Below are 15889 nucleotides of genomic sequence, written 5' to 3'. Positions count from 1 at the left end.
CCGGGCGGCCACCGATGTTGCCCATGTCGGCAAAGTTGGACTTGAGCTGCTCCTGGTATTCCTCATCCAGCGGCATGCGCCAGGCGGTGTCGAGCGACTGCTTGCCCGCCGCGATCAGCGAATCCGCCAGCGCATCGCTGCGGGCGTACATGCCGGTGTTGATGTGGCCGAGCGCGATGATGCACGCGCCAGTCAACGTTGCCACGTCAATCACCACGGCTGGCTTGAAGCGCTCCACGTAGGTCAACGCATCGCACAGGATCAGGCGGCCTTCGGCGTCGGTATTGAGGATTTCGATGGTCTGGCCCGACATGCTGGTGACCACGTCGCCCGGCTTGGTGGCGATACCGCTGGGCATGTTCTCGCAGGTCGGCACCACGGCGATGACGTTCTGCTTAAGACCCATCTCGGCCACAGCGCGCAACGTGCCCAGCACCGAGGCGGCGCCACACATGTCGTACTTCATCTCGTCCATGCCCTCGCCCGGCTTGAGCGAGATGCCACCCGTATCAAACGTGATGCCCTTGCCGACCAGCACCACCGGTGCCTGCTTGGCGGGGCCGCCCTCGTAGCGCAGCACGATGAACTGCGGCGGCTCTTCGCTGCCCTTGGTCACGGCCAGGAAAGCGCCCATCTTCAGGGCCTCGATCTGCTTGCGGCCAAGCACTTCGACCTTGAGCTTGAATTCCTTGGCAATCTGGCGCGCGGTGTTGGCCAGGTACGTTGGCGTGCAGATGTTGGACGGCAGGTTGCCCAGATCACGCGTCAGATCCATGCCGTTGGCGATGGCGGTACCGCGTGCGGCGGCCACGCTGGCGGCCTTGGCATCGGCGGCCGGCACGGCCAGCACGACCTTGCGCAGGCTGGTGCCGCTCTTGTCGCCCTTGCTCTTGAGCGCCGGATGGCGCGCAATGAAGCGGTAGCTCGTTTCGCGGATGAGCGTGACGGCAGTCAGTACGGCCCAGGCGGAGTCCTTGTCGCGGGCCGTGTGCTCGGTGAGCGTCCACGTCACGTTGGCGGCCTTGGTGCTGGCCAGCGCGCGCAGCGCGGTGCGCACGGCTTCAGCGTAGGCGCGGTCGGTGAAATCGGCTTCCTTGCCCAGGCCGACCAGCAGCACGCGGGCGGCGCCCACGCCGGCCACCTCGTGCAGTAGCAGCGACGTGCCGCGCTTGCCTTCAAAGTCGCCCAATTTGATCAAGCGGCCGACCAGGCCCTTGGTCGCCACGTCCAGCGCCTTGGCGGCGCCCGCCAGGGTCTGCGACTCGAACAGACCGATCACGAGGCAATCGCTCTTGGCAGCCAGGGCGCCCGCTTTGGCCCAGTCCAGGGCTTTTGTGCTAAATTCCATCGCGCTTCTCTCTATGGGGCGAGTCAACGAAAGCCCACATTATCCGCGATTTTGCGCGGGGGCTCCGATGGAACCCTGATGGGGCGTGCATCGTCCCAACCATGGCCAAGACCTCGCCCTCCCTTCCCGCATCCGCATGATTTTCGAACAAGCCCTGCGACGCGAGCTGTCCTTTACCGCCGGCGCCGTCTTCCTCGTGCTGCTGACGTTCATGCTGACCACCCTGGTGATCCGCATTCTCGGCATGGCCGCCAATGGTGAAGCCAACCCGAACGACGTCCTGCTCCTCATCGGCCTGGCTACGCTGGGCTACTTGGCGATTCTGCTGTGCGCCACCCTCTTCATCTCGGTGCTGCTGGTGCTCACGCGCTGGTACAAGGATTCCGAGATGGTGGTGTGGTTCACCTCGGGCATCAGCCTGACCGATTTCATCCGCCCGGTGTTGCGCTTCTCAGCGCCGTTCATCGTGCTGGTGGCATTGCTGGCACTGTTCGGCTGGCCGTGGGCCAACCAGCAGAGCGCACTGTTCCGCGACCGTTTCGAGCAGCGCGACGTGCTCTCGATGATCTCCGCCGGCCGCTTCATCGAGCCCGCGCACGGCAACTACGTGCTCTTCATCGAAGGCGTGGACTCCGGCATGAAACACGCCCGCAACCTGTTCGTGGCGAATGCCGCGCAGGACAAGATCGGTGTGGCGCTGGCCAAGACCGGCGAATTCAAGACCATGCCCAACGGCGACCGCTACGTCGTGCTCGACAAGGGCCGCCGCTATGAGGGCACGCCCGGCAAGCTCGACTACCGCATCGTTGAATTCGACAAGTACGGCGTGAAGGTGGCCAACAAGCCGCCCCAAGCCGATGCTAACTTGCCGACCAAGAGCCGCTCCACGCAGGATCTGCTCGCCAACCCGACGCCCGAGAACCTGGGCGAGCTGGTCTGGCGCATCGGCCTGCCACTGCTGGCGCTGAACTTCGTGCTGATTGCCATTCCGCTGGCCTACGTCAACCCGCGCCTGGGCCGCTACACGCCGATGATCTTTGCCGTGCTGATCTACCTGACGTACTCCAACCTGCTGAACTTGTCGCAGGCATGGGTGGCGCAGGGCAAAATCAACGCAATGCTCGCCTGGTGGCCGCTCCACGTCATCGCATTCATCTGCGCGGTACTGCTGTTCCGCTTCCGCCACTACAGCTCCGCTGGCCTGAAGGGCATCTCTGCCCTGCTCGGCTTCGCGCCGAAAACCGCACCGAAGGCGGGGGCATGATGCTGAAGATGCCTGTCTACGAAAAATACTTCGCGCGCCAGATCTACGGCGTGTTCGTCTTCATCCTGTTTGCGGTGCTGGCGCTGTTCATCTTCTTCGACATGCTGGGCGAGCTAGGCTCGGTCATGGGGCGCTACACCACGCTCATCGCGTTCTTCCACGTGATGCTGCAAGCGCCGACGCGCGTGTATGAAGTGATTCCGGTGGCCGCGCTCATCAGTGCCATCTACGTGTTCTCCCAGATGGCGAGCCAGTCGGAGTTCACGATCTTCCGCGTGGCCGGACTGGATACGCGGCGTGCGCTGATGTCGCTGTTCAAGATTGCGCTGCCGCTGGCGCTGGTGACGTACATCTTCGGCGAGTTCATCGGCCCGAAGGCGGAGCAATACGCGCAGAAGGTGCGGCTCGAGGCGCTGGGCGCCACGGTATCGGCGGGCTTTCGCTCGGGCGTGTGGGTCAAGGACCGCGGCCCTGCCAAGCCGGATGGCAGTGGCGGCGAAGTGACACGCTTCATCAACGTGGGTGCACTGCAGGCAGACCAGTCCATCCAGGGCCTGCGCATCTATGAATTCGATTCAGACTACCGTCTGAGCACGATTCGCGTGGCGCAACAGGCGCGGTATGAAGGTCACCAGAGCTGGCAGTTGAGCAACGTGACCGAGACACGCTTCATTGAATTCCCGCGCAAGGCTGCTGCCGCTACGCCGCAGGACAACGTGCAGGCCGCACCCGGCGCACCCGATGCGCTGGCGCCGGATTTCCGTGGCGAACAGCTCACGGTACCGCAACAGGAGATGCGCTCGGAACTCACGCCGCAGCTCCTGTCGGTGCTGATGGTCACGCCCGACCGCATGGCCACGCTGGACCTGTTCCAGTACATCCGCCATCTGCGTGACAACAAACAGGATGCGCAACGCTACGAGATCGCGTTGTGGAAGAAGGTCGTCTACCCGTTCACCGTGCTGGTGATGATGGCGCTGGCTCTGCCCTTCGCCTACCTGCACGCACGCGCCGGAGCCGTCGGCCTGAAGGTGTTCGGTGGGATCATGCTTGGCCTGTCGTTCCAGTTGGTGAACAACCTGTTCTCGCACGTGGGCTTGCTCAATACCTGGCCGGCGATCTTCACGGCCATCGTGCCTGGTGCGCTATATCTGGCACTGGCGCTGGTGGCACTACGCTGGGTGGAACGTCACTGATGACCGCGCGTGCACTCGTGCTGTTTGCGCATGGTGCGCGCGACGCTCGCTGGCGCGAGCCGTTCGACCGTTTGCAGAAGCGCCTGGCGGCCCAGCAACCCGACGTTGATGTCCGCCTCGCCTTTCTTGAGCTGATGACGCCCGATCTGCCGGGCACGATCGACGAACTGACCACGGCCGGCACACAGCACATCACCGTCGTGCCCGTGTTCTTCGGCCAGGGCGGCCACTTGCGGCGAGATCTGCCCGCGCTGGTCGAACGCTGCGCACAGGCGCACCCCACCCTCTCCATCCGCTGCGCCGATGCCGTCGGCGAAGACGACGCTGTGCTCGATGCGATTGCCGGCTATTGCGTGCGGCAACTCGCCTCGCCAACCTGATCGGCCTGATCGACCATTCGCCGGCAAGCATTCAGAACGGCAGAGGAGCGCCCCCGCCGTTGCCGCAAACACCCTGCGGGGCGACCCTCCCAGTACTCGGTATCACCGAGGCCAGATCCACCACGGTGCGACCGAAATCGACGCGCGTCGCATATGTTGGCGTCGCGCCGCCTTGGCAGGTCATATACGGGAGCAGTTGCCCGACAATCGAGCCCTTCGTCGGCGCCACCTGCCTCAAGATGTCCGCGAAAATGCCCTTGGGCTGCGGCGCGGTCAGGTACGGCTGATGAATGGGGTTGTACGACGCGGCATTCTCGCCAGCGGCAGCAAGAATCGGCGCAAGTTGACTGTTCAGCCGCGCAATGGTGGCGTTGACGCTGATTGGTGTTACGCGCCGGGTCAACACCTGCGGCGCCCCCAGCGCAGCAGGATCTTCGTCTTCACTCAGTTCTGCCACCAGGGCCGACGTCATGATCGATACGTTCACAATCGCCTCGTCGTCATGGGTCGGTAGTTCGGGCAGCACCGAATAGAGCGTGGGATCATCCCCGCTGGCGTCGTCTGCGGTGACCAACAGCGGGGCGGTCAACCCGGCAAGCGGGATATCGTAGTGGCCCGTGCTGTCGGAAACCGTGCTGAGCGTCTTGCCCTGGGCGTCGGTCACCCTCACCTGCGCACCATGCAGGAGATCACCCATCGCCACCATGCCGCTCATGGTGCGCGGAGCTGATGCGGCGCTCGCACTGTCGTCGCCACCGCCGCAAGCAGCCAGCGAGGCGAGCACGGCAACAACAGGCACCCAAGCCCCGAGGTGCGCAGCAGAACGTGGAATGGACGATAGGGTGGCAGGCATGGCATGGGGCTGGAGATCCCGCACTCAGGCGGTGGCGGCCGGGATACTCCCATGGCAGCCATGCTGGCTCAAGCATGCAACCGCGTGATGAATGCGATTGGTGCGGGTGTCTCATCAAGCTTTCGCCGCGTCTCACACACCCCCTGCTAACCACCCTCTGCTTCGAGTTGCGCAAAGCGTGCGTGCACGTTGTTTTCGACGTGAAAGCCATGGGTGTCGAACTCCACCAACTCCAACGTCAACCCGAGATTGCGGCGTGCAAACACGTGGGCTAGATGCGTACGCAAAGCGGCGAACAATTCTGCGCAGATCGGCCCGGTCACAGCCTTGGGCCGACCCGCCTTGATGCGGAATACCACGTGGACGAAGGCGTCGTCCTCGGCGCCATCTGCCATGCAGTACTGGTCCAGACGCAGCGCACGCGTGCGGATACCACCGGTAGGAAACACATCCGCATGGCCGATCAGGACGCCGTTGAGCAGGCGCATCAGTTCGGGAATGCGCGCGTCGGCTTCAACATTGGCGGTGTACTCGATGATGACGTGCGGCATCGCAGGCATCCGAAAGAAGGGTTCAATGATTAACGCGCCGCTGCAGCCTCGGTGGACAGCGCCAGTTCGAGGGCATCCACTACCCGCGCCAGTCGCCCAAGCGAGGGTGCACGCTGCACACACACATCCCACTCGGACGGCGCGGACGCCAACTTGTGCACGGACAGCAAACCCTCTGCGATCTGCTGTCCAATCAGCCTCACAGGCGCAAAGCCAAGACCGAAACCCTCCGCCACCAGCGCATGCTGCAGCGGCACGGACTGCACCTCGGCGGCCACGTTCGGGGTTAGCCGATCCGCCTCGTAGCGGCCCAGCAACCACGCCCGCATCTCGCAGCCGGCCGGGTTCAGTACCCAGGCCTCATCAGTGACTTGCACCATCGACAACGTCGGCGGCAACTTGCGCGATGGCGCGGCAATCAGGCTGACGGGTTCGGTGCCAATCACGCGGATATCCGCATCGGCGTGATGGCCACGCGCGTTGGACGGCACCAGCCACAACGCGGCGTCCAGCTCGGCCCGCTTCAGGCGCTCGCGCAGCACGCCGCCCCACTCGCAGCTCAGGCGGAACGACACCCCCGGATAGCGCACCCGCAACCCCGACAGCAGGCGCGCAAACCGCGCATCACCTACCGCGTGGCTCACGCCAACACGCAGCACGCCCTCGGGCTCGCCGGTAGCACGCACGGCGCCACGCAGCGCCTCGAATTCACCGACGATGGTGCGGCAGCGCGCCAGTACCGCCTCGCCCTCGGCGGTGAGCCGGAACGGCTTGACGCGCCGATCGAACAGCACGGTATCGAGCGCGCGCTCCAGCCGCTGGATCTGCTTGGTGACGGCCGGCTGCGTGAGCGGCAGGTGCTCGGCCACTCGCGCAATCGACCCGGTCTGTGCCAGCAGCACGAACGTGCGCATTTCCTCGAGCATGACAACATTCCCAATCGTTATGTTCTTTCTGAACAAATTGAATTGGATTCATCTTAGGTGACGCGCCACAGTATCGCCAGACGCGCTTTTGCGTTGCTTTCCTCCACAGCCACCACGAGGACACCATGAAAGCCCTGGCACTGACCGACGGTTACGGCATCCACGCCCTGCGCCCCATCGAGCGCGACGACCCGACACCCGCACCCGACGAAATCATCGTGCGCACGCGCGCCGCCTCGCTCAACTATCGCGACCTGGAAATCGTCTCCGGCACATTCTTCACACGCTTTCCGCTGCCGCTGATCCCGCTCTCCGATGGCGTGGGCGAAGTGGTCGCCATCGGCAACAACGTGACGCGCGTGCGCCCGGGTGACCGTGTCGCCGGCACGTTCTGGCAGCGCTGGGACGGCGGCGACTTCCGCAACGCCGACACGCGCCGCATACTCGGCGGCCCGATCGACGGCTGGCTGGCCGACACCATCCGCCTGGATGCGGGCGGCGCAGTGGTGGTGCCGCCGCACCTGAGCGATACCGAAGCCGCCACCCTGCCCTGCGCCGGCCTCACCGCATGGCATTGCCTGATCGAAGCGGGCAACCTGCAGCCCGGCGAAACCGTGCTCGTGCAAGGCACGGGCGGTGTGTCGATGTTCGCGGTGCAATTCGCGTTGATGGCGGGTGCACGGCCCATCGTGCTGTCGAGCAGCGACGCGAAGCTCGAACGTGTGCAGACCTTGGGCGTGCCCGAATCTGACACGATCAACTACCGCACGACGCCCGAGTGGCATGAAGCGGTGCTCGCGTGCACGAACGGCCGTGGCGTCGATCACGTCATCGAAGTGGGCGGCGGAGGTACGCTGCAACGCTCACTGAAAGCGCTGCGGGTGGGTGGACAGATTCACCTTGTCGGCTACTTGGCCGGGCGCGAGGGTGGCGTGAGCCCGTTGGAAATCTTTGCGCGCAAAGCGCTGATCCGGCCAGCGTCGGTCGGCTCGCGGGCGTCGTTTGAGGCGATGAACCGGGCGCTGGCACTGCATGGCCTGCACCCAATCGTCGACCAGGTGCTGCCGTGGCAAGACGCTTCGGAGGCGTTCCGGCTGACGGAAGCCGGGAAAGTCTTTGGAAAGATCGCGCTGGCGTTCTGAGCGATGCTCAGGCTGCCAGGACGTGGGGCGCGCTGGAAAAGACTTCCGGCGCAGCGTTGGTTGCACGCGCGGCAAACGCGTCGCCAATCATCAGCAGGCTGGGGTGCTCCGGATTGATCCACGCAGCCGCAGCGCCATCGGCCATCTGCTGCAGCGTGAAGCACGCCGAGCGCTGCTCGGGCGTGGTAGCGGCCTCGACCACCCATGCGGGCGTCGATGGTGCGCGGCCACGGGCGATCAAGTCCGCCGCGATACCAGCGGCCTGGTCGCGGCCCATGTAGTAGACGAGCGAATCCGCTTGCGCAGCCGGTTCAGGCGTAATGCTCTCGGACTGCGGCGTGTCCGGATCAGCGGCCTTGGCCTGCGTGACGAACGCCACGCTGCGAGCCACGCCGCGCTTGGTCAGCGGCTGGCGAATGGCCGAAGCCGCTGCCAGGGCCGCCGTGATGCCGGGTACGACTTCGTAGTCGATACCGGCCTGCTCCAGGGCCTGCAACTCCTCATCGGCACGGCCGAACAGCATCGGATCGCCGCCTTTCAGGCGCACCACGCGCTGGTATTTGGTCGCCAAGTCGACGAGTTGGCGGTTGATGAAGCGCTGCGCGGTCGAGCGCTTGCCGCAGCGCTTGCCGACGGCAATCAGCACGGCCTGCGGGCAGTACTGGAAGACCTCGGGCGAGACCAATGCGTCGTGGAGTACGACCTCGGCTTCGCTCAACAAGCGTGCACCACGCACCGTGATGAGATCCGCAGCGCCGGGGCCCGCACCAATCAGGCTCACGCGGCCGAGTGTCTTGGGGGTCTTCGCTTCCATTTGCCTAGCTTCCTTTGCTTTTCCCTGCGGGGCGCAATGACTGCGCCCCTTTTTTATTAGGAAAACGCACGGATCATGCCAGCCGCCACCGTATGGTGCGTGGCTTCGTCCACCAGAATGAATGCGCCGGTGGCGGGGTTATCGCCATACGCATCGCACACGATCGGCTTCTGCAGGCTGATGTTGACCGTGCCGATATCGTTCAGCGCGATCTGCTTGCGACCGGTTTCATGCGACAGCGTGTGCACATCCAGCACGCGCTCGACTTCCGACACGCGGGCGAACACGGTGGCCGTGGTGTGCTTGAGCACGTACTTGCGGGCCGGGTTCAGTTCGTGTTCGTCAAACCAGCACAGATCGGCGTGCAGCTTCTTGACGGCGTTGGCAGCCGTAGTAGGTGTGGCGACGATGGTGTCGCCGCGCGAGATGTCCACGTCGTCGGCCAAGCGGACGGTGATGGTCTCGCCGGGGCCTGCGGAATCGGCGGCGCCATTGGGCGTCAGCACTTCGGCCACCGTGGTCTCGCGGTTGGCAGGCAGCACGCGCACGGCTTGGCCGACGCGCACGGTACCGGCTTCCACACGGCCCATGTAACCACGGAAGTCATCGGCCTGCGAGCCGTCTTGGCGCGCCACGAGCTGCACCGGGAAGCGCAACGCATCGTCGCCCACCGGGGCGGCCTCTTCCACCTTCAGGTCCTCAAGCAGCGCCAGCAGGGGCTCGCCCTGGTACCACGGCATGGCTTCAGACGCGTGCACGATGTTGTCGCCGCGCAAGGCCGACACCGGCACGTAGCGCACGTCCTTCAAACCCAGTTGCGCAGCCAGCGCGTCGTAGGCGGCGCGGATTTCGTTGAAGCGCGCTTCGCTGTAGTCGACCAGGTCCATCTTGTTGACGGCCACGATCACGTGCTGCAGTTCGAGCAGCTTGACGATGGCCGAATGGCGCTTGGTCTGGGCCAGCAATTCAGCCTTGCCATCAACGGTCGTCACACGGGTGACGTCGATCAGGATGATGGCGGCGTGCGCAGTCGAGGCGCCCGTCACCATGTTGCGCGTGTACTGCTCGTGGCCCGGTGTGTCCGCAATGATGAACTTGCGGCGCGCGGTCGAGAAATAGCGGTACGCCACATCAATCGTGATGCCCTGCTCACGCTCGGCTTCCAGGCCGTCGGTCAGCAGCGAGAAGTCGATCTGCTCCCCTGCGGTGCGCTTGTTCTTGGCGCGGGCCAGCGCTTGCAGCTGGTCGGTCAGCACGGCCTTGCTGTCGTACAGCAGACGGCCGATCAGCGTGCTCTTGCCGTCGTCGACGGAACCGGCAGTGATGAAGCGCAGCAGGCCTTGGTGCGATGTTTGATTGCCCATGATCAGAAATATCCTTCCTTCTTGCGCTTTTCCATCGAGGCTTCGCTCGTCTGGTCGTCCATGCGCGTGGCGCCGCGTTCAGTGATCTCGGTGATGGCCGTCTCGGCGATGATCTCGGCCGGCGTAGCGGCAGTACTCGCCACCGGGCACGTGCAGCTGATGTCACCCACGGTGCGGAAGCGCACCGACAGGACTTCGCTCTCGTCGCCATCGGCCTTGGGGGTGATCGGCGTGACCGGCACCAGCAGACCGTTCTTGCGCACGACTTCGCGCTCGTGCGCGTAGTAGATCGGCGGCAGGGCGAGGTTTTCGCGGGCAATGTACTGCCACACGTCGAGCTCCGTCCAGTTGGAGATCGGGAACACGCGCATCTGCTCGCCTTGCGACATGCGGGCGTTGTACAGGCTCCAGAGCTCCGGGCGCTGAGCCTTCGGGTCCCATTGGCCGAATTCGTCGCGGAACGAGAAGATGCGCTCCTTGGCGCGGGCCTTCTCTTCGTCGCGGCGGGCGCCGCCCATCAGGGCATCGAAGCCGTGCGATTCAATGGTTTCCAGCAGTGTGACGGCCTGTGCGGCGTTCCGCGAATCGGTCTCTTTGCGCAGACGAACCGTGCCGCGCTTGATGGAATCTTCCACATGCCCAACCACCAGGCGTGCGCCCAACTCAGCAACGCGCTGGTCGCGGAACTGGATCACTTCCGGGTAGTTGTGTCCCGTGTCGATGTGCACCAACGGGAACGGCAGTTCGATCTTGCGATCACCCAGGCGGAAGGCCTTGAGCGCCAGGTGCAGCATGACGATCGAATCCTTGCCGCCGGAGAACAGCAGCGCCGGGTTGCGGCACTCGGCCACCACCTCGCGGATGATGTAGATCGACTCGGCTTCCAGCCAGTCGAGGTGCTCGTTCTGCACGGGCTCAATGTTGAATGCTGCCGTGCCGGGGATCTCGCTCATCACTCCCATGATTCTTCCTTCGCTTTCGCTCAATTCTTTTGCGACAAGTTCGTCGCCGAATTTGTCACATGCAGACCGCATTCCTTGCTGTCGCGCGATTCCCACCACCAGCGGCCGGCGCGTACGTCTTCACCGGCGCGCACCGCACGCGTGCAGGGTTCGCAGCCGATGCTGGGATAGCCCTTGGCGTGCAGCGCATTGGTGGGCACGTTGTGCTGTTCAAGGTAGGCCCAGACTTCGGGCTCGGACCAGTCGAACAGCGGGTTGTACTTGGCGATGCCGCGAGCGACGTCGTCCTCAGCAAACGGCAGGTCGGCACGGGTGACAGCCTGCTCGCGGCGCTGGCCGGTCAGCCACGCATCCGCATCTTTCAGCGCTCGGTTCAGCGGCACCACCTTGCGAATATTGCAGCAGGCCTTGCGCAGCTCGATGCTGTCGTAGAACGCGTTCAGGCCGTGGTCGCGCACGTAGGCTTCCACTGCGCGGGCGTCTGGTGCGTACTGCTCGATCGCAACGCCGTAGTGCTCGCGGATACGGTCGAGCATCGCCAGCGTTTCGGCATGCAGGCGACCCGTCTGCAGCGTGAAGATCGGCAGGTGCACGCGCACAGCCTCAGGGCTGCGCAGAATGGCATCCGTCACGACCATGTCTTCGGCGGCCAGGCTCGTGGCGAACTTTGCCACGCCGTGCTTGGCGGCAATCTCGGCCAGGCACGCGAACAGCGCAGCTTCCTTGGCGGCCAGTGCTTCGGCGGTCCCGGTGTAGACGGGGCGCGTCCACAGCACCGGGCGCCCGATTGCGGACACCGGCACTTCGGACACAGCGGCTTCTTGCAGATCGCTCATGCTGCGTTCGCCTCGGTTGCGCGCTCGCGGCGGAACAGCGGACGCGGCTCATCGATGGCGCCTTGGTAGCGCACGCTGATCTCGCCAAAGCCGTTCAGCGCGTCGTCAATGTTCTTGTCAGCGCGCACGGCAAAGGCGTCGAAGCCGCAACGGCGCATGTAGTCGAGCTGATCGCGCAGCACGTCGCCAATGGCGCGCAGTTCACGCGTGAAACCGAGACGCTGGCGCAGCAGGAACGCCGTGCTGTAGCCCCGACCATCGCGGAAGACCGGAAAGTCCACCGCCACCAGCGGCAGGCTCGGCAGATCGGCTTCCAGGGCGAACGGCTCGTCGTCCGGGGCCAGCCACACAGCCAGCGTGCCGGCACGAGCGCGACCAAGCAGCGCGTCGCGGTTGGCTTGCCAGAAGGCCAGCGGCACGATGGCGTGCGCGGCGGCGTCCACGTCAGCCTGGGTCAGTTCGCCACCCTCGGGTGTTCGCAGCACAGTCCAGTCATCGGCCACGATTTGCGGGGCACCGTTTTGCAGCTTGATGATCTTGCTCATGTTCGTTCCCCTCGGCGTTAGGCTTCTTCACGGGCATACACGCGTTCCTTGAACGGGGCCATGCCGATGCGGTTGTAGGTATCGATGAACAGCTCGTCTTCCGTGCGGTTGGCGACGAAGGTGTCGATGATGCGTTCGATCACGTCGGGCATCTCTTCGGCCTTGAACGACGGGCCGATGATCTTGCCGATCGCCGAATCGTTGCCCTGCGCGCCACCCAGCGACACCTGGTACCACTCTTCGTCGTGCTTATCGACGCCCAGGATGCCGATGTTGCCCACGTGGTGGTGGCCGCACGAATTGATACAGCCCGAGATGTTGAGCGACAGATCGCCCAAGTCGTACACGTAATCGAGGTTGTCAAAGCGCGCTTGAATGGCCTGTGCAATGGGGATCGACTTGGCATTCGCCAGCGAGCAGAAATCACCGCCCGGGCAAGCGATCATGTCCGTCAGCAGGCCGATGTTGGCGGTGGCCATGCCGTGTTCCTTGGCCAGTTGCCACAGTTCAAACAGGTCGTGCTTCTTCACGTCCGGCAGGATCAGGTTCTGCTCGTGCGCCACGCGCAGCTCGCCAAAGCCGAAGCGCTCGGACCAGTCGGCCACCAGCGCCATCTGCTCGGCAGTGGCGTCACCCGGCGGCAGTGCCACGCCCGGCTTCAGCGACAGCGTGACCGACGCATAGCCCGGCACGCGGTGCGCATGCACGTTGCGGCTGACCCAGCGCGCAAACGCTTTGTTCTCCAGCAATGCCTTCTCGTAAGCAGCGTCGGTGTCGGCCAGCTTTTCATAGGCAGGCGGTGCGAAATCCTTGGCCACGCGGTCGAACTCGGCCTGCGGGATGGTCGACGGGCCGTCCTTGATGTGCTGCCACTCTTCTTCCACTTGGCGAGCGAACTCTTCCGCGCCGATCGCTTTCACGAGAATCTTGATGCGCGCCTTGTACTTGTTGTCGCGGCGGCCGTACCGGTTGTACACGCGTACGGCGGCTTCGATGTACGACAGCATGTGCTGCCACGGCAAGTCTTCCTTGATGACCGCGCCCAGGATCGGGGTGCGGCCCATGCCGCCGCCGGCCAGGATGCGCAGCAGCGTCTGGCCGTCCTTTTCATATGCGTACACGCCGATGTCGTGCAGTTGCGTCACGGCACGGTCTTCGCGCGTGGCCGAAATGGCGATCTTGAACTTGCGCGGCAGGAAGGCGAATTCAGGGATAAAGGTCGACCACTGGCGCAGGATCTCGCCCAGCGGACGCGGGTCGACAAACTCATCTGCCGCCACGCCGGCAAACTGGTCGGTCGTGATGTTGCGGATGCAGTTGCCGGACGTCTGGATCGCGTGCATTTCCACCGAGGCCAGCTTGGCCAGAATGTCCGGCACCTCTTCCAGCTTGATCCAGTTGAACTGGATGTTCTGGCGCGTGCTGAAGTGGCCATAGCCGCGATCATGCTCGGCGGCGATATGGCTGAGCATGCGCATCTGGTTGGCACGCAGGTGGCCGTACGGAATCGCCACACGCAGCATGTAGGCGTGACGCTGGTAGTACAGGCCGTTCTGCAAACGCAGCGGCAGGAACTCCTCTTCCGTCAGCTCACCCGAAATGCGGCGGCGCACCTGGTCACGGAACTGCGCAACGCGGTCGGCGACGAGGCGGTGATCGTAAGCGTCGTATTGGTACATGGCTTTGACTGTTCAGTCCGGGCCAGCGTGGCGCCCGGCGTGCAATTCAATTGGGGGAAAGCGTTCGTTGTGTTGCGGCTGGGGCCTTCTCAGCGAAGGCAGCGACGACGGCGGCAACACATCACAATCACAAGCGGCGCCTGCATGGTTTCACGCATCACGACACCAGCTTGATGGCCGTGACCGTCAGCGTGGCGGCAAGCGCGCCGCGCACCAGACGCTCCGGCAGATTCTTGGACAGGCGGGCGCCCAGCCAGATACCCGGGATGGAGCCCACCAGCAGCGACACCAGGAGATTCCAGTCGATCGTGCCCAGGTACATATGACCGAGGCCCGCCACGGCGGTCAGCGGCACGGCGTAGGCGATGTCGGTGCCGGCCACTTCGGCGCTCTTCAATTCGGGGTACAGGATCAGGATGAGCGTCGCGCCCACGGCACCAGCGCCAATGGACGACACCGTCACCAGAACGCCCAGCACCACGCCAACGACGATCGTCGCCACGGCCAACGCCGAACCCTGCAGGCGGTAACGCGGGTTGGCGGCCAACCAGCCCAGCACGCGCTGGCGGAACAGCAGCGAAATCACCGTCAGGATGACCGACACGCCGATCGTCAGGCGAATGAGGTGCATCCATTCGGCATCGAGGTTGCCAGCGTTCTTCAGCACGATCACCGTGACGAGCGCAGCAGGCAGGCTGCCCAGGCACAGGCGCTTGACGATGTCCCAGCGGATGTGACCGTGGCTGCGGTGCGCGATCGTGCCCACGCCCTTGGTCAGCGACGCAAACGCCAAGTCCGTGCCCACGGCGGTGGCCGGCGAAAAGCCGAACATCAGCGTCAGCAGCGGCGTCATCAGCGAACCGCCGCCAACGCCCGTCAGGCCGACCAACAGGCCGACCAGCAAACCGGAAACCGTATAGGCGAGCGTCATGGGGGACAGTGAGGGCGTGTTATCACGGAGTTCGAGCATCGTAATGACGCCGCCTCATATCCCAAACCAATAAAAAATTGTTTGTTTATATGGTCTCGGTTATAAGTAGCGATCAGATCGCTCTCGTTCTTCTATATCGACCGCGCAGCTATGAACCTCCACCAATTCCGCTTCGTGCGCGAAGCCGTGCGGCAGAAATTCAACCTGACCGAGGCCGCAAAAGCGCTCTATACGTCACAGCCAGGGGTTTCCAAGGCCATCATCGAGCTGGAAGAGGAACTGGGTGTCGACATCTTCACACGGCATGGCAAGCGCATCCGGGGTCTCACGGAGCCGGGCCGCCGGATCCTGGCCTCAGTCGAGCGCGTGCTGGAGGAAGTTGAAACCCTCAAGCGCGTCGGCAAGGACTACGCCGCCCAGGACCAAGGCAACTTCACAATCGCCACCACACATACGCAGGCGCGCTACGCCCTGCCCCGCGCGATTGCCGAGTTCACGCGCAAGTACCCAAAGGTGCGCCTCTCCATCCAGCAGGGCACACCCGCACAGATCGCCGAGATGGTGCTGCACGACCAGGCCGACATCGCCATCGCCACCGAGGGCATGTCGCATGTGAAGGACCTGATCTCGATTCCCGGCTACCAATGGCAACACGTGGTGGTCACGCCACCCGACCACCCACTGCTCTCGCGCCAGCACCTGACGCTGGAAGACCTGAAGGGCTATCCGCTCATCACGTACGACCAGCACTTTGCCGGCCGCCCCAAGATCGACCACGCCTTCGAACTACGCCAGATCAAGCCGGACATCGTGTTGGAGGCCATCGACGCCGACGTCATCAAGACCTACGTGGAAGTGGGCCTGGGCGTGGGCATCGTGGCCGGCGTCGCCTTTGACCCCGAGCGCGACCGCAACTTGCGTGCGATTCCCGCCGGCCACCTGTTCGGCACCAATGTCACGCACCTGGGCATCAAGCAGGGCGCGTACTTGCGTGGATTCGTCTACACCTTCATCGAGCTGTTTGCGCCGGCGCTCACTCGCAAGCTGGTCGAGCAACTGATGTCCGGTGAGCACGAAGCCTACGAACTCTGAATTGCC

16 protein-coding genes are annotated in these 15889 nt (G+C 64.2%); 5 read left to right on the top strand and 11 right to left on the bottom strand.

Annotated elements, in window-relative coordinates:
• A partial coding sequence (locus JHD73_RS07955; RefSeq protein ID WP_199029492.1) for a leucyl aminopeptidase occupies window positions 1-1348 on the bottom strand: 1348 nt, incomplete at its 3' end.
• 136 nt (window positions 1349-1484) lie between these two features.
• Here JHD73_RS07955 and lptF point away from each other — a divergent pair.
• Genes lptF through JHD73_RS07940 form a run of 3 tightly spaced genes read left to right on the top strand, consistent with a single transcriptional unit; the run spans window position 1485 to window position 4188 of the window.
• Entirely contained in the window at window positions 1485-2612 is a 1128-nt protein-coding gene (gene lptF / locus JHD73_RS07950) for an LPS export ABC transporter permease LptF (protein ID WP_199029490.1), read from the top strand.
• On the top strand, window positions 2612-3808 hold the full coding sequence (gene lptG / locus JHD73_RS07945) for an LPS export ABC transporter permease LptG (RefSeq protein ID WP_199029502.1): 1197 nt from the start codon (window positions 2612-2614) through the stop codon (window positions 3806-3808). The genes lptF and lptG overlap by 1 nt, the downstream gene beginning before the upstream one ends.
• A complete protein-coding gene (locus JHD73_RS07940) occupies window positions 3808-4188 on the top strand; it encodes a sirohydrochlorin chelatase (RefSeq protein ID WP_199029488.1) in 381 nt (126 codons plus the stop codon). Before lptG ends, JHD73_RS07940 begins: the two co-directional genes overlap by 1 nt.
• 31 nt (window positions 4189-4219) lie before the next feature.
• On the opposite strand, the gene JHD73_RS07935 is transcribed toward JHD73_RS07940, so the two are convergent.
• From JHD73_RS07935 to JHD73_RS07925, 3 genes are all read right to left on the bottom strand, one after another.
• Window positions 4220-5041 (bottom strand): hypothetical protein, encoded by an 822-nt coding sequence (locus JHD73_RS07935; RefSeq protein WP_199029486.1) that lies wholly within the window; start codon window positions 5039-5041, stop codon window positions 4220-4222.
• A gap of 146 nt (window positions 5042-5187) precedes the next feature.
• On the bottom strand, window positions 5188-5592 hold the full coding sequence (locus JHD73_RS07930; RefSeq protein ID WP_199029484.1) for a 5-carboxymethyl-2-hydroxymuconate Delta-isomerase: 405 nt from the start codon (window positions 5590-5592) through the stop codon (window positions 5188-5190).
• A gap of 29 nt (window positions 5593-5621) precedes the next feature.
• Complete coding sequence (locus JHD73_RS07925; RefSeq protein WP_199029482.1) at window positions 5622-6518, bottom strand: LysR family transcriptional regulator; 897 nt, start codon at window positions 6516-6518, stop codon at window positions 5622-5624.
• A gap of 125 nt (window positions 6519-6643) precedes the next feature.
• On the opposite strand from JHD73_RS07925, the gene JHD73_RS07920 reads away from it, so the two are divergent.
• On the top strand, window positions 6644-7660 hold the full coding sequence (locus JHD73_RS07920) for an NAD(P)-dependent alcohol dehydrogenase (protein WP_199029480.1): 1017 nt from the start codon (window positions 6644-6646) through the stop codon (window positions 7658-7660).
• 7 nt (window positions 7661-7667) lie between these two features.
• Here the strand turns inward: JHD73_RS07920 and cobA are convergent, their stop codons facing one another.
• The 7 genes from cobA to JHD73_RS07885 form a co-directional block, all read right to left on the bottom strand.
• The gene (gene cobA, locus JHD73_RS07915) at window positions 7668-8474 is read right to left on the bottom strand and encodes a uroporphyrinogen-III C-methyltransferase (RefSeq protein WP_199029478.1); all 807 of its coding nucleotides are present in this window, start codon (window positions 8472-8474) and stop codon (window positions 7668-7670) included.
• Between the two features lie 56 nt (window positions 8475-8530).
• Entirely contained in the window at window positions 8531-9838 is a 1308-nt protein-coding gene (locus JHD73_RS07910) for a sulfate adenylyltransferase subunit 1 (RefSeq protein WP_199029476.1), read from the bottom strand.
• Between the two features lie 2 nt (window positions 9839-9840).
• The gene (gene cysD / locus JHD73_RS07905) at window positions 9841-10800 is read right to left on the bottom strand and encodes a sulfate adenylyltransferase subunit CysD (protein WP_199029474.1); all 960 of its coding nucleotides are present in this window, start codon (window positions 10798-10800) and stop codon (window positions 9841-9843) included.
• A 20-nt stretch (window positions 10801-10820) separates the two neighbouring features.
• On the bottom strand, window positions 10821-11636 hold the full coding sequence (locus JHD73_RS07900) for a phosphoadenylyl-sulfate reductase (RefSeq protein ID WP_199029472.1): 816 nt from the start codon (window positions 11634-11636) through the stop codon (window positions 10821-10823).
• Window positions 11633-12181: a DUF934 domain-containing protein gene (locus JHD73_RS07895; protein WP_199029470.1), complete on the bottom strand. Its 549-nt coding sequence runs from the start codon at window positions 12179-12181 to the stop codon at window positions 11633-11635. Before JHD73_RS07895 ends, JHD73_RS07900 begins: the two co-directional genes overlap by 4 nt.
• A gap of 17 nt (window positions 12182-12198) precedes the next feature.
• Window positions 12199-13860, bottom strand: a complete 1662-nt coding sequence (locus JHD73_RS07890; RefSeq protein ID WP_199029468.1) for a nitrite/sulfite reductase — start codon at window positions 13858-13860, stop codon at window positions 12199-12201.
• Window positions 13861-14017: 157 nt separating this feature from the next.
• The gene (locus tag JHD73_RS07885) at window positions 14018-14791 is read right to left on the bottom strand and encodes a sulfite exporter TauE/SafE family protein (RefSeq protein ID WP_199029500.1); all 774 of its coding nucleotides are present in this window, start codon (window positions 14789-14791) and stop codon (window positions 14018-14020) included.
• Window positions 14792-14941: 150 nt separating this feature from the next.
• Here JHD73_RS07885 and JHD73_RS07880 point away from each other — a divergent pair, with 150 nt between their 5' ends.
• Entirely contained in the window at window positions 14942-15883 is a 942-nt protein-coding gene (locus JHD73_RS07880) for a CysB family HTH-type transcriptional regulator (RefSeq protein ID WP_199029466.1), read from the top strand.
• Window positions 15884-15889: the final 6 nt, after the last annotated feature.

The sequence above is a fragment of the Ralstonia sp. ASV6 genome (assembly GCF_016429285.1).
In the GTDB taxonomy this organism is placed as follows: Bacteria; Pseudomonadota; Gammaproteobacteria; order Burkholderiales; family Burkholderiaceae; genus Ralstonia; species Ralstonia flaminis.
The sequence above is the reverse complement of the archived record's forward strand: the minus strand, read 5'-3'. Positions and strand labels throughout refer to the sequence as shown.

Excerpts from the sequence above, each read along its gene's own strand:
- JHD73_RS07920 (WP_199029480.1), top strand. The coding sequence starts at position 6,644 with ATGAAAGCCCTGGCACTGACCGACGGTTACGGCATCCACGCCCTGCGC.
- JHD73_RS07885 (WP_199029500.1), bottom strand. The coding sequence starts at position 14,791 with ATGACGCTCGCCTATACGGTTTCCGGTTTGCTGGTCGGCCTGTTGGTC.
- JHD73_RS07925 (WP_199029482.1), bottom strand. The coding sequence starts at position 6,518 with ATGCTCGAGGAAATGCGCACGTTCGTGCTGCTGGCACAGACCGGGTCG.
- JHD73_RS07900 (WP_199029472.1), bottom strand. The coding sequence starts at position 11,636 with ATGAGCGATCTGCAAGAAGCCGCTGTGTCCGAAGTGCCGGTGTCCGCA.
- JHD73_RS07940 (WP_199029488.1), top strand. The coding sequence starts at position 3,808 with ATGACCGCGCGTGCACTCGTGCTGTTTGCGCATGGTGCGCGCGACGCT.
- JHD73_RS07895 (WP_199029470.1), bottom strand. The coding sequence starts at position 12,181 with ATGAGCAAGATCATCAAGCTGCAAAACGGTGCCCCGCAAATCGTGGCC.
- JHD73_RS07910 (WP_199029476.1), bottom strand. The coding sequence starts at position 9,838 with ATGGGCAATCAAACATCGCACCAAGGCCTGCTGCGCTTCATCACTGCC.
- JHD73_RS07930 (WP_199029484.1), bottom strand. The coding sequence starts at position 5,592 with ATGCCGCACGTCATCATCGAGTACACCGCCAATGTTGAAGCCGACGCG.
- JHD73_RS07890 (WP_199029468.1), bottom strand. The coding sequence starts at position 13,860 with ATGTACCAATACGACGCTTACGATCACCGCCTCGTCGCCGACCGCGTT.
- lptF (WP_199029490.1), top strand. The coding sequence starts at position 1,485 with ATGATTTTCGAACAAGCCCTGCGACGCGAGCTGTCCTTTACCGCCGGC.
- cysD (WP_199029474.1), bottom strand. The coding sequence starts at position 10,800 with ATGGGAGTGATGAGCGAGATCCCCGGCACGGCAGCATTCAACATTGAG.
- JHD73_RS07880 (WP_199029466.1), top strand. The coding sequence starts at position 14,942 with ATGAACCTCCACCAATTCCGCTTCGTGCGCGAAGCCGTGCGGCAGAAA.
- JHD73_RS07935 (WP_199029486.1), bottom strand. The coding sequence starts at position 5,041 with ATGCCTGCCACCCTATCGTCCATTCCACGTTCTGCTGCGCACCTCGGG.
- lptG (WP_199029502.1), top strand. The coding sequence starts at position 2,612 with ATGCTGAAGATGCCTGTCTACGAAAAATACTTCGCGCGCCAGATCTAC.
- cobA (WP_199029478.1), bottom strand. The coding sequence starts at position 8,474 with ATGGAAGCGAAGACCCCCAAGACACTCGGCCGCGTGAGCCTGATTGGT.